The organism is Pseudomonas sp. GNP012, assembly GCF_054343835.1.
The window spans coordinates 4382054-4395041 of sequence record NZ_JBTGUU010000001.1; the positions used below are offsets into that span (position 1 = coordinate 4382054).

A 12988-nucleotide genomic window follows, 5' to 3' on the forward strand; every position below is an offset into this window, starting at 1 on the left:
GCTCGCGATGCACCTGAGTACACCGCTGGGTATCAGATACCCAGCGTCATCGTTGGCGACCATCGCGAGCAAGCTCGCTCCTACAGGTTTGTACGCCTGCGTTAACCCGAGATCTAGACGGATGCAGATTATGCACAGGCTAAAGCACGGCCTACTCCAGGCCGCCGGTTGGCTGTTCTACCTGAGTTTACTGATGGGCCTCGCCATGGCGTTGCCCCTGTCCACGTTCGACTCCGAGTCGAAGGACTTCATTTTCCTGATTGGCGCCGTGGGTATCTGGCGCTACTCGATGGGTGCCACGCACTTTGTGCGCGGCATGATTTTTCTGTACATCGTCTACCCGCACCTGCGGCGCAAAGTGCGCAAGCTGGGCAAAGCGGCTGACCCGTCCCACGTGTTTCTGATGGTCACCAGCTTTCGTATCGATGCGCTGACCACTGCGCAGGTCTACAGCTCGGTGATCCGCGAAGCCATCGACTGCGACCTGCCGACCACCGTGGTCTGCTCCATCGTGGAAATGTCCGATGAGCTGCTGGTCAAAAGCCTGTGGAACCGGATGAACCCACCGGCCCGGGTCAAGCTCGACTTCGTGCGCATTCCCGGCACCGGCAAGCGCGATGGCCTGGCCTACGGCTTCCGCGCCATCTCCCGGCACCTGCCGGACGATCGCGCCGTGGTCGCAGTGATCGATGGTGACACCGTGCTCGGCGAAGGCGTAGTGCGCAAGACCGTGCCGTGGTTCCAGTTGTTCGGCAACGTCGGCGGCCTGACCACCAACGAATTCTGCGAAGTGCGCGGCGGCTACATCATGAGCGAATGGCACAAGCTGCGTTTCGCCCAGCGCCACATCAACATGTGCTCGATGGCCCTGTCCAAGCGCGTGCTGACCATGACCGGGCGCATGTCGGTGTTCCGCGCCACCGTGGTCACCAACCCGGAATTCATCGCCGACGTGGAAAGCGACTCGCTGCAACACTGGCGCCTGGGTCGCTTCAAATTCCTTACCGGCGATGACAAGTCGAGCTGGTTCAGCCTGATGCGCCTGGGCTACGACACGTTCTACGTGCCCGACGCGGCGATCAACACCGTTGAACACCCGCCGGAAAAGAGCTTCATCAAGGCCAGTCGCAAACTGATGTTCCGCTGGTACGGCAACAACCTGCGGCAGAACTCCCGTGCCCTGGGCCTGGGGATCAAACGCCTCGGCATGTTCACTTCGGTGGTGCTGTTCGACCAGCGCGTGTCGATGTGGACCTCGCTGCTGGGCCTGACCGTGGCGCTGATCGCCACCTTCAAGTACGGCACCGCGTTCATCCTGGTGTACCTGCTGTGGATCGGCATCACCCGGTTCATCCTGACCTTGTTGCTGTCGTGCTCCGGACACCGGATCGGCCCGGCCTACCCGGCGATTCTCTATTACAACCAGATCGTCGGCGCGCTGGTGAAGATCTACGTGTTCTTCCGCCTCGACCAACAGTCCTGGACTCGCCAACCCACTTCTCTGACCCGTGATCTCGCCAGCTTTCAACGTTGGTTCAACACCTGGTCGTCTCGGACCATGACCTTCTCTGCCGGCAGCATTTTTGTCGCCGTGCTGCTGTTGATGGTCTGACCGCCCCCTTATTGAATTAACCAGGAAATCGCCCTTATGAATACCGCCGTCAACGCCAACGTAGTGCACGAATCCGAAGCCCAGCGCCAACACGCCCGCGTGAAAATCCCGGCCAAGTTGCGCTTCTTCGGCCCTGACCGGACACCGGTCGAAGCCCGGGTGATCGACCTTTCCGCCGGTGGCCTGGCGTTCAACGCCGGTCAGTTGCCGCTGAAAATTGGCGATGTGTACAAGGCCCGCCTGCAATTCGTCATCGACAACCTCGGCCTGGCCATGGACGTCGAGTTGCAGGTCCGCTCCTTCGACCGCGAAACCGGACGTGCCGGCTGCCAGTTCCAGAACCTGGAACCACGGGACATCTCGACCCTGCGCCACCTGATCACTTCGCACCTGGCTGGCGACATCGTCAGCGTGGGTGAAATGCTGGCGACTCTGCAGCGCGACAACTTCACCAAGGCGCGCAAGGTCAAGGACGGCGGCCATGGCATGTCCGCGTTCGGACGCCTGAAAGCCGTGACCTTCAGCCTGGGGATCTTCGCTGTCGGCCTGGCCGCCTTCGGTTTTGTTTTCAAATCGGTGTACGGCATGTACTTCGTCAGCCATGCCCAGGCCGGACTGGTCAGCGTGCCGGGCGTGAACATCACCATGCCTCGCGACGGTACCGTACAGAGCCTGGTGAAAGCCGACGGCGTAGCCGCCAAGGGCGCACCGCTGGCGACCTTCAGCACCAGCATGCTCGACGTGCTCAAGGGCCATCTGGACGAAGACCAACTGCAACCGGCCAAGGTTGCAGAACTGTTCGGCAAGCAGATGACCGGCACCCTGACCTCGCCTTGCGATTGCACCGTGGCCCAGCAAATGGTCGCCGACGGTCAGTACGCCAGCAAGGGCGACGTGATCTTCCAACTGGTCCCGCGGGGCGGCGAAGCCAATGTTGAAGCGCGCTTCTCCTATCGCCAGTTCGGCGACGTACGCCCGGGTGCTTCGGTGCGCTTCCAGATCGCCGGCGAAGACAAGAGCCGCACCGGCAAGATCGTCAGCAGCACCAGCCTGAAAAGCGCCGACCTGTCCTCGGACATCCGCGTGCTGATCCAGCCGGACGAAACTCTGGACAGCGCCCTCGCCGGCCGCCCGGTGGAAGTCAGCAGCGACCGTGGCCCGAACCTGAACTGGCTGATCGACAAAGCCATGGCTGTCGGTCTTTAAGTCGAGGATATGCCTGTGACTACTCCAAGTTTTCTGAACACACCACATCCCCTGTGGGAGCGGGCTTGCTCGCGAATGCGGTTTAACATTCAGAATCAATGCTTGCTGACACACCGCTTTCGCGAGCAAGCCCGCTCCCACATGGGCTCGCTGTGTGCCGTGGCATTGGCGGTGAGCCTCGCCGGTTGCGCCGGCCTCCCCGACCAGCGCCTGGCCAACGAAGCGCTCAAGCGCGGCGATACCGCCACCGCTGCGGCAAACTACCGGCAACTGGCAGACCTGGGCTACAGCGAAGCGCAGGTCGGCCTGGCCGATATCCAGGTCGACAGTCGCGACCCGGCGCAGATGAAACAGGCCGAGGCGACTTACCGCGCCGCGGCCAGCGTTTCGCCGCGCGCCCAGGCACGCCTCGGTCGCCTGCTGGTGGCCAAGCCCGGTTCCACCGAAGCCGAGCAGCACGAAGCCGAAACCCTGTTGAAAAAAGCGGCCGCCGCGGGCGAAGGCAACACGCTGATTCCGCTGGCGATGCTGTACCTGCAATACCCGCACAGCTTTCCCAACGTGAATGCCCAGCAGCAGATCAGCCAATGGCGTGCCGAGAACAAGCCGGAAGCCGGCTTGGCGCAAGTGCTGCTCTATCGCACCCAGGGCACCTACGACCAGCATCTGGATGACGTGGAAAAGATCTGCAAGGGCGCGCTCAACACCAGCGACATCTGCTACGTCGAACTGGCCACGGTCTACCAGAAACAAGCCAAGCCAGAGCAACAGGCCGAGCTGATCAAGCAGATGCAAGCGGCTCACGCTCGCGGCACCGTGTCCGCGCAACGGGTCGACAGCGTCGCCCGTGTGCTCGCCGATGCGCCCCTGGGCAAGACCGACGAGAAGACCGCGCAATCGCTGCTCGAACCGATCGCACCCGGCTACCCGGCGTCGTGGGTCACCCTGGCGCAGTTGATCTACGACTTCCCCGAACTGGGCGACGTCGACCAGATGATGAAGTACCTGGACAACGGCCGCGCCGCCGACCAGCCACGCGCCGAACTGTTGCTGGGCAAGCTCTACTACGAAGGCAAGATGGTCCCGGCCGACGCCAAGGTCGCCGAAGAACACTTCCAGAAAGCCGTCGGCCGCGAAGTCGCCGCCGATTACTACCTCGGCCAGATCTACCGCCGTGGCTACCTGGGCAAGGTCTATCCGCAGAAGGCGCTGGATCACCTGTTGACCGCTGCGCGCAACGGCCAGAACAGCGCCGACTTCGCCATCGCCCAGCTGTTTTCCCAAGGCAAAGGCACCAAGCCCGACCCGCTCAACGCGTACGTCTTCAGCCAATTGGCCAAGGCGCAGAACACCCCGCAAGCCACTGAGCTTGCACAAACACTCGAAGCGCAACTGCCACCTGCGCAGCTGGCCGAGGCCCAGCGCCTGTTGAAACAGGAACAGGCGGTTCGCGGCAACTTGAGCCAGAACACGCTGCAAATGCATGCCCTGCAAGAAGAAGATGGCGAGGAATCCCTATGAAGTTGAATCCATTCATGAAGGCCGGCATCGGCCTGACGTTCGCGCTGATCTGGTCTTGCCCGACACTGGCAGCGATGACTGAAGAAACCAAGAACTTCGGCCTGGACGTGAAAATCACCGGCCAGTCCGAAGACGACCGTGACCTCGGCACCCAGCGCGGCGGCGACGTCAACGGCGTCGGCCTTGACCTGCGCCCGTGGGTGTATGGCGAAAGCGGCGCGTGGAGCGCTTACGCCATGGGTCAGGCGGTGACGTCCACCGACATCATCGAGACCGACACACTGCAAGAGTCCGAAGGCACCGAGAACACCAGCAACAATGACCGCAAAACCAAGAAGAACTACCTGGCGATGCGCGAATTCTGGGTCGGCTACCGCGGTTTCACGCCCTACCCCGGCGAGATCCTGAAATTCGGTCGTCAACGTCTGCACAACGACGACGGTCAATGGCGCGATACCAACATCGAAGCCCTGAACTGGACCTTCGACACCACCTTGTTGCGCGCCAACGCGGGTGTCGCCGAGCGCTTCAGCGAGTACCGCACTGACCTGAAAGAACTGTCCCCCAAGGACAAGGATCGCCTGCACGCCTACGCCGATGCCGAATACCAATGGACACCGGGTCACTGGGCCGGCATTCGCGGTCACCACACTCACGATGACGGCAAGCTCGACTATCCGGAACCGGGCGTACCTTCCGATTCGCTGGACAAAAAACAGAATGGCGACATCAGCTGGCTGGGCTTGCAGGCCAACAGCGATGCCTACAACTGGCGCAACACCAATACCTTCAACTACTGGGGCAGCATCACCGGCATGAGTGGCGACCGCGACACGGTCAACCCGCTGAACGCTGATGGCACCGCTCCGGCACAACCCAAGAGCAGCGGCAATGTCGATGGCTGGGCCACCGACCTGGGCGTGCGCCTGCGCCTCGATCCGCAATGGCAAGTCGGTGCGGCCTACGCCCGGGCCAGCGCCGATTACGAACAGAACGGCCTGGAAAGCAACCGCTCGAACTACACCGGTACACGTTCACGCGTGCACCGTTTCGGCGAAGCCTTCCGTGGCGAAATGAACAACATGCAATCGGCCACGCTGTTCGGTTCGTGGATGCTCAACGACGAGTACGACGCCAGCCTGATCTACCACAAATTCTGGCGCGTCGACGGCAACAAGCCGATCACCAGCGACGGCATCGATGCCGTGCAGAACAACACCGACGACGTGACCGGCGCCGTGTTGTCCAGCACCTCCCTGCCGCTGAACGATGGCGAAAAAGACCTCGGCCAGGAAATGGATCTGGTCGTCACCAAGTACTTCAAGCAAGGCCTGTTGCCTGCGGCGTTGAGCCAGAAAATCGATGAACCTTCGGCCCTGGTGCGGTTCCGTGGCGGTGTGTTCAAGCCTGGCGACGCCTATGGCAAAGAAGTCGATTCGTACATGCATCGCGCGTTCATCGACGTGGTCTGGAAATTCTGATGCAGAGCGCGAAGGGAGTCCTCGACATGAACAGTGCCAAGAAAGGTTCCTTGACCTTGCTGGCCGGCGCGATGCTACTGGCAAGTGCGGCAGCCTTCGCGACTGTGGAGCCGGCTGCCCCCGCCAAGCCGGCCACTGTTGCCAAGGAACTGCAACATGCCAAGACCTACACCGTCAGCAGCGCGCCGACCGCGCCGCTGGAACTGGCCAAGCCGACGCTGCCGGACGTCTCGGGCTACACCGCCGAGGCCATCGCGAAAAAAATCGTGCGCAGCAAGGTCGGTAAAGTCAGCCTGCGCCGGATGATGCAGGAAGACGCCCTGAAGGACTTCATCGGTGGCGACAACAAGATGGCCGAATGGGTGGTGCGTCAGCACGGCATCCCGCAGGCGATCTTCGTCGACGACGGCTACATGAACCTCAAGGACGTGGCGAAGAAACTGCCGAAGTACGTCATCGAAACGTCACCGGGCGTTTACCTCGCCAGGCTGCCGATCGTGGTCGGTCGTCACGGCATCCTCGAAATCGACAAACAGACTCAGGAACTGCGCCTGTCCCAGGAGGGCGGTGCGTTTCTGGTCAACGACGGTCAGTTGTTCGTACGCGATACCAAAATCACTGGCTGGCGCGAAAAGGACAACGGCCCGGCGACGTTCAATTCGCCGAAGGAATTCCGTCCGTTCCTGCTGTCCTGGGGCGGCACCGAGACCTACATCGCCAACAGCAAGATCGCCAGTTTCGGCTATGCCAACAGTAAGTCCTACGGCGTGAGTATTTCCCAGTACACGCCGAACATGGCCAAGGTGCTCAAACGTCCTGAGCCGACCGGCTGGATCGTCGGCTCCGAGTTCTCGGACATGTGGTACGGCTTCTACTGCTATGAGACCCGCGACTTCGTGGTCAAGGGCAACACCTACAAAGACAACATCGTCTACGGCATCGACCCGCACGACCGTTCCCACGGCCTGATCATTGCCGACAACACGGTCTACGGGACCAAGAAGAAGCACGGGATCATTATTTCCCGTGAGGTCAACGACAGCTTCATCTTCAACAACCGCAGCTACGACAACAAGTTGTCGGGCCTGGTGATCGACCGTAACAGCGTGAACAACCTGATCGCCTACAACGAGATCTACCAGAACCACACCGACGGCATCACCCTCTACGAGAGTGCCGACAACCTGCTGTGGGGCAACAAGGTCATCAGCAACCGTCGCCACGGCATCCGCATTCGTAACAGCGTGAACATTCGCCTGTACGAAAACGTCGCCATGGCCAACGGGCTGACCGGCGTCTACGGCCACATCAAGGACCTGAGCAACACCGACCGTGACATCAAGCTCGACCCGTTCGACGCCCAGGTGTCGCTGATCGTGGTCGGCGGTGAGCTGGCGGCCAACGGCAGCGGCCCGCTGTCCATCGACTCGCCGCTGAGTGTCGAGTTGTATCGCGTGTCCATGCTCGCCCCGACCAAATCCAGCGGTATCAGCTTCACCGGCATCCTTGGCGAGCGCCAGGATGAAATTCTCGACCTGCTGGTGCGCCAGCAGAAAGCCGTGCTGATCGACCCCGTCGAACGCCAGACCGAAATGCAGGACTGAGGATAATCTTATGCACCCACACTTGATCAAATTACTCAGCCTGTCGGCCCTGACCGCCGGCATTCTCGCGGCCAGCACTGGCGCGCGTGCCGATGAAGTTCAAGCGCCCAAGTTCAGCGCCGAACCGTGCTGCAGCCTGTGCCCGGCGGCGCACGATCCGAAGAACTACACCACCCGCTATCAGCAGAACTTCACCACGCTGGTACAGGCCCAGGGCGACTGGCTGTTCCGTACGCAAGAAGACTTGCGCACAGAATTCGACACCACGCCCGCCGGATACAAACGCATGAAGCAATTGCACGATGCGTTCAAGAGCAAAGGCGTGGAACTGGTTGTCGTGTACCAGCCGACCCGTGGCCTGGTGAACCGCAACAAGCTCAACCCGGCGGAGAAAGCCAGCTTCGACTTCGACAAGGCGCTGAGGAACTACAAGACCATGCTGGGCCGTTTCGCGCAGATGGGCTACGTCGTTCCGGACCTGTCGCCGCTGACCGACGAGTCGCTGCCCGAGACTCTGCCCGCCCACGACTTCTACTTCCGCGGCGACCAGCACTGGACCCCGTACGGTGCCCAGCGCACGGCGAAAATCGTCGCCGAGAAGGTCAAGCAATTGCCTGAATTCGCCGACATTCCCAAGCGCGAATTCGAGACCAAAAAGTCGGGTCGCATGGGCAAGACCGGAACATTGCACAACATGGCCGGTCAACTCTGTGGCACCAGCTACGCGATCCAGTACATGGATCAGTTCATCACCGAGCCGAAGGGCGAAGCGGGCGATGGCGATCTGTTCGGCGATTCCGGCAATCCGCAAATCACCCTCGTGGGTACCTCCCACAGTGGCAAGAACTACAACTTCGCCGGTTTCCTCGAAGAGGCCATCGGCGCCGACATTCTCAACGTGGCGTTCCCCGGCGGCGGCCTGGAAGGTTCGATGCTGCAGTACCTGGGCAGCGACGAGTTCCAGAAGAACCCGCCGAAGATTCTCATCTGGGAATTCTCGCCGCTGTACCGCCTCGACCAGGAAACCATCTACCGCCAGATGATGGCGCTGCTGGACAACGGTTGCGAAGGCAAGGATGCACAGATGTCCGGCAGCGCCACGCTCAAGCCGGGCAAAAACGAATTGATGGTCAACAGCAAGAACATGGACCTGCGCAACAGCAGCCACCAGGTCGACATCCGCTTCGCCGATACGTCGGTGAAAACCCTGCAAGCCACCCTCTGGTACATGAACGGTCGCCACGAGGACATCAAGATCGACAAACCGGAAACTTCCGAGACTGACGGGCGTTTCGCTTTCGAGTTGCGCACGGACGAAGACTGGGCCTCGCAGAACCTGCTGGCCGTTGAAGTCCAGGGCCCCGAAGCCGGTGCCGCGCCTCAGAAAGTCGAAGCGAAAATCTGCAAACGCAACGTATTCCCGGGTGCCGAGCAGCGTACTGCTTCGGTCGGGCAATGAGGTCTGCTATGCGAAATCCGAAACTGAAGCATCTGTTGGCACCGACGCTGTTGAGCCTGGCGATGTTCGCCGGGGCCACGCAAGCGGCGGCGCCACTGCGTCCACCCCAGGGCTATTTTGCGCCTGTGGATAAATTCAAGACGGGCGACAAGAGCGAAGGCTGCGATGCGATGCCGACGCCCTACACCGGCTCGTTGCAATTTCGCAGCAAGTACGAAGGTTCGGACAAGGCCCGCTCGACCCTGAACGTGCAGTCGGAAAAAGCCTTCCGTGAAAGTACTGCCGACATCACCAAGATCGAGCGCGGCACCAGCAAGCAAGTGATGCAGTTCATGCGTGACGGTCGCCCGGAACAACTGGAATGCACGCTCAATTGGTTGACCGCGTGGGCCAAGGCCGATGCCTTGATGTCCAAGGACTTCAACCACACCGGCAAGTCGATGCGTAAATGGGCGTTGGGCAGCATGGCGTCTTCATACATTCGCCTGAAGTTTTCCGACTCCCGTCCGCTGGCCAACCATCAGCAAGAGTCGCAGTTGATCGAAGCCTGGTTCAGCAAGATGGCCGACCAGGTGGTCAGCGACTGGGACAACCTGCCGCTCGAGCAGACCAACAACCACTCGTACTGGGCCGCGTGGTCGGTGATGGCCACTTCCGTCGCCACCAACCGCCGCGACCTGTTCGACTGGGCCGTGAAGGAATTCAAGGTCGGCGCCAACCAGGTCGACGCCGACGGCTACCTGCCCAACGAACTCAAGCGTCAGCAGCGGGCCCTGGCCTACCACAACTACGCCCTGCCGCCGCTGGCGATGATCGCCAGTTTCGCCCAGGTCAACGGCGTGGACTTGCGTCAGGAAAACAACGGTGCATTGAAACGCCTCGGTGATCGCGTGCTCGCCGGGGTGAAAGACCCGGATGAGTTCGAGGAAAAGAACGGCAAGGAACAGGACATGACCGACCTTAAGGTCGACTCGAAATTCGCCTGGCTCGAACCGTTCTGCACGCTCTACACCTGCTCGCCCGAGGTGCTGGCCAAGAAACACAAGATGCAACCGTTCAAGACCTTCCGCCTCGGCGGTGACCTGACCAAGGTCTACGACCCGGCCAATGAAAAGGGCAAGGGTTCTTAGCACCACCACAAAACTCCTGTGGGAGCGGGCTTGCTCGCGAATGCGGTCTGACATTCACCAATGATGTCGACTGATACACCGCTTTCGCGAGCAAGCCCGCTCCCACAAGGGGTCAGTGCAAGATTTGAGTTGAGTGATATTCCCTCGGTTTTCGGTGGGGGGTTTGGGGGGGCCGTTGGCCCTTGACTGTTGGTTAAACATGGAGAGATCGGGATGGTATTTTCATCCAACGTGTTCCTGTTTCTGTTCTTGCCGATCTTCCTCGGCTTGTACTACCTGAGCGGGCAACGCTATCGCAATTTGCTGCTGCTGATTGCCAGTTACGTGTTCTACGCCTGGTGGCGTGTGGACTTCCTCGCACTGTTCGCCGGCGTCACGCTGTGGAACTACTGGATCGGCCTGAAAGTCGGTGCCGCCGGGGTCAGGACCAAACCGGCACAGCGCTGGCTGTTGCTCGGCGTGGCCGTCGACCTGTGCATTCTCGGCTACTTCAAGTACGCCAACTTCGGCGTCGACAGCATCAACGCGATGATGACATCGGTGGGTCTTTCGCCTTTCATCCTGACTCACGTGCTGCTGCCGATCGGGATCTCGTTCTACGTCTTCGAGTCCATCAGCTACATCATCGACGTCTACCGTGGCGACACCCCGGCGACGCGCAACCTGATCGACTTCGCAGCATTCGTGGCGATCTTCCCGCACTTGATCGCCGGTCCCGTGTTGCGTTTTCGCGACCTGGCCGACCAGTTCAACAACCGCACCCACACTCTCGACAAGTTCTCCGAGGGCTGCACGCGGTTCATGCAGGGTTTCATCAAGAAAGTCTTCATCGCCGACACCCTCGCGGTGGTGGCCGACCACTGCTTCGCCTTGCAAAACCCGACCACGGGCGATGCCTGGCTCGGCGCCCTGGCGTACACCGCGCAGCTGTATTTCGACTTCTCCGGTTACAGCGACATGGCCATCGGCCTGGGCTTGATGATGGGTTTCCGTTTCATGGAAAACTTCAAGCAGCCGTATATCAGCCAGTCGATCACCGAGTTCTGGCGGCGCTGGCACATCAGCCTGTCGACCTGGCTGCGTGACTATCTGTACATCACCCTGGGCGGCAACCGCAAAGGCACGCTGATGACCTATCGCAACCTGTTCCTGACCATGCTGCTCGGTGGTCTGTGGCACGGCGCGAACATCACCTACATCGTCTGGGGCGCTTGGCACGGCATGTGGCTGGCGATTGAAAAAGCCATCGGCCTGAACACCTCGCCACGCAGCATCAACCCGATCCGCTGGGCACTGACCTTCCTGCTGGTGGTGATGGGCTGGGTGATCTTCCGCGCGGAAAACCTGCACGTGGCCGGGCGCATGTACGGCGCAATGTTCAGCTTCGGCGACTGGTCGCTGTCGGAACTCAACCAGGCCAGCCTCACCGGCCTGCAAGTGGCAACCCTGATCGTGGCCTACGTGACCCTGGCGTTCTTCGGCCTGCGCGATTTCTACAGCAATCAGCCTCCGGTCAAGACCAAGCCTGCAGTGAACGTCGACGCCGACGGCCCTGCCGCTGCGACACCGGGAACGATCAAGGCCGTGCCTGGGGATAACCCGGCGAGCATCCACCAGCCTGGCTACACCGTCGGCGTCGAGGCCCAGGTGCAACCGGCCTATTGGACCGCTGACTGGTCGCGCTACGTGATGCGTGCGCTGGTGCTGCTGCTGTTCATCGCCTCGATTCTCAAACTCTCGGCGCAAAGCTTCTCGCCGTTCCTTTACTTCCAGTTCTGAGGGATCTGACCATGACCCGCTCATTACGCATCTTCTACATCGCGCTGTTCCTGGTGACCCTGCTGGTGCTCGGTCTGTGGTCGGTGCGCAGCTTCTTCGGCTTCAGCACCAACGCGGATGCGACGGTGCTCAACGGCCGCTGGAGCAAAGCCGTGGAAACCCACTACGACGACGAGTTCCCGATCAAGCGCCTGGGCACCAACCTCTGGGCCGCGCTGGATTTCAAACTGTTCAACGAAGGTCGTCCGGGCGTAGTGCTCGGTCGCGACCAGTGGTTGTACAGCGATGAAGAATTCCACCCGGTGGTCAACGAAGAGCTGAACCTGCAAGGCAACTACGCGCTGGTCGAAGGCGTGCGCCAGACCTTGAAGGAAAAAGGCGTGCAACTGGTGATGGCAGTGGTGCCGGCCAAGGTGCGCCTGTACCCGGAACACCTCGGTGAGGAGAAACCGGCGAGCATCCACGCCAACCTCTACAAGGACTTCCACCAGCGCCTGGCCGCCGACCGGATTCCGGCTCCCGACCTGCTCGGCCCGCTGCAACAGGCCAAGCAGAATGGCCAGCAAGTGTTCCTGCGCACCGACACCCACTGGACGCCGCAAGGCGCCGAGATCGCCGCCAACCGTCTGGCCAGGACCATCGCCGACAAGTACCCGCTGAGCGGCGAGCCGCAGCGCTTCGTCACCGAACCTGCCGAGACCATCACCCACAAGGGCGACCTGCGTCTGTTCCTGCCGCTGGACCCGCTGTTCGAAAACCTGATGCCTAAACAAGAACAATTGCAAAAGCGCAATACGGTCGCGGCTGAAGACCAGCCCGCCGGTGACGACGCGCTGTTTGCCAACACCGAAGTGCCGGTGGCCCTGATCGGCACCAGCTACAGCGCCAACCCGAACTGGAACTTCGTCGGTGCGCTCAAGCAAGCGCTGAACAGCGACGTGGTCAATTACGCCGAAGACGGTCACGGCCCGATTCTGCCGATGCTCAGCTACCTGAAAAGCGATGCCTTCAAGAACAGCCCGCCACAAGTGCTGATCTGGGAGTTCCCTGAACGATATCTGCCTGTGAACAACGAAATCGGCGACGCCGACCCGCAGTGGGTCGCAGAGCTTAAACAAGCCGGCGCCCGCCAACAAAACGTAGCCATCAACAACAAATCCGAGACGCCCGACCGGGCGCAAAACTGAAAGAGAGGT

At 60.9% G+C, this 12988-nt stretch carries 9 protein-coding genes; all 9 read left to right on the forward strand.

Features of this window, described 5'->3' with window-relative positions; translation table 11 throughout:
- The first annotated feature begins 130 nt into the window (after positions 1–130).
- The 9 genes from alg8 to ACXX83_RS19790 all read left to right on the forward strand — a co-directional run bounded on the left by alg8 (position 131) and on the right by ACXX83_RS19790 (position 12979).
- The gene (gene alg8 / locus ACXX83_RS19750; RefSeq protein WP_458549396.1) at positions 131–1612 is read left to right on the forward strand and encodes a mannuronan synthase; all 1482 of its coding nucleotides are present in this window, start codon (positions 131–133) and stop codon (positions 1610–1612) included.
- Between the two features lie 36 nt (positions 1613–1648).
- Positions 1649–2818: an alginate biosynthesis protein Alg44 gene (locus ACXX83_RS19755; protein ID WP_217836307.1), complete on the forward strand. Its 1170-nt coding sequence runs from the start codon at positions 1649–1651 to the stop codon at positions 2816–2818.
- Positions 2819–2833: 15 nt separating this feature from the next.
- Positions 2834–4339, forward strand: coding sequence for an alginate biosynthesis TPR repeat lipoprotein AlgK (algK, locus tag ACXX83_RS19760; protein WP_458549397.1), 1506 nt, complete (start codon positions 2834–2836; stop codon positions 4337–4339).
- Entirely contained in the window at positions 4336–5820 is a 1485-nt protein-coding gene (locus ACXX83_RS19765; RefSeq protein ID WP_458549398.1) for an alginate export family protein, read from the forward strand. Before algK ends, ACXX83_RS19765 begins: the two co-directional genes overlap by 4 nt.
- Positions 5821–5846: 26 nt before the next feature.
- Positions 5847–7424, forward strand: a complete 1578-nt coding sequence (gene algG, locus ACXX83_RS19770) for a mannuronan 5-epimerase AlgG (RefSeq protein WP_217836309.1) — start codon at positions 5847–5849, stop codon at positions 7422–7424.
- Positions 7425–7434: 10 nt separating this feature from the next.
- Positions 7435–8883, forward strand: a complete 1449-nt coding sequence (locus ACXX83_RS19775) for an alginate O-acetyltransferase (RefSeq protein WP_458549399.1) — start codon at positions 7435–7437, stop codon at positions 8881–8883.
- An 8-nt stretch (positions 8884–8891) separates the two neighbouring features.
- Complete coding sequence (locus ACXX83_RS19780) at positions 8892–10013, forward strand: mannuronate-specific alginate lyase (protein WP_458549400.1); 1122 nt, start codon at positions 8892–8894, stop codon at positions 10011–10013.
- A 213-nt stretch (positions 10014–10226) separates the two neighbouring features.
- Positions 10227–11792: an MBOAT family O-acyltransferase gene (locus ACXX83_RS19785; protein ID WP_458549401.1), complete on the forward strand. Its 1566-nt coding sequence runs from the start codon at positions 10227–10229 to the stop codon at positions 11790–11792.
- Between the two features lie 11 nt (positions 11793–11803).
- A complete protein-coding gene (locus tag ACXX83_RS19790; protein WP_458549402.1) occupies positions 11804–12979 on the forward strand; it encodes an alginate O-acetyltransferase in 1176 nt (391 codons plus the stop codon).
- The last annotated feature ends 9 nt before the right edge of the window (positions 12980–12988 follow it).

What these genes read in the sequence shown, in the direction of transcription:
- ACXX83_RS19780 (WP_458549400.1), top strand. Translation starts at nt 8,892, where the DNA reads ATGCGAAATCCGAAACTGAAGCATCTGTTGGCACCGACGCTGTTGAGC.
- ACXX83_RS19785 (WP_458549401.1), top strand. Translation starts at nt 10,227, where the DNA reads ATGGTATTTTCATCCAACGTGTTCCTGTTTCTGTTCTTGCCGATCTTC.
- algG (WP_217836309.1), top strand. Translation starts at nt 5,847, where the DNA reads ATGAACAGTGCCAAGAAAGGTTCCTTGACCTTGCTGGCCGGCGCGATG.
- alg8 (WP_458549396.1), top strand. Translation starts at nt 131, where the DNA reads ATGCACAGGCTAAAGCACGGCCTACTCCAGGCCGCCGGTTGGCTGTTC.
- ACXX83_RS19775 (WP_458549399.1), top strand. Translation starts at nt 7,435, where the DNA reads ATGCACCCACACTTGATCAAATTACTCAGCCTGTCGGCCCTGACCGCC.
- ACXX83_RS19765 (WP_458549398.1), top strand. Translation starts at nt 4,336, where the DNA reads ATGAAGTTGAATCCATTCATGAAGGCCGGCATCGGCCTGACGTTCGCG.
- ACXX83_RS19790 (WP_458549402.1), top strand. Translation starts at nt 11,804, where the DNA reads ATGACCCGCTCATTACGCATCTTCTACATCGCGCTGTTCCTGGTGACC.
- ACXX83_RS19755 (WP_217836307.1), top strand. Translation starts at nt 1,649, where the DNA reads ATGAATACCGCCGTCAACGCCAACGTAGTGCACGAATCCGAAGCCCAG.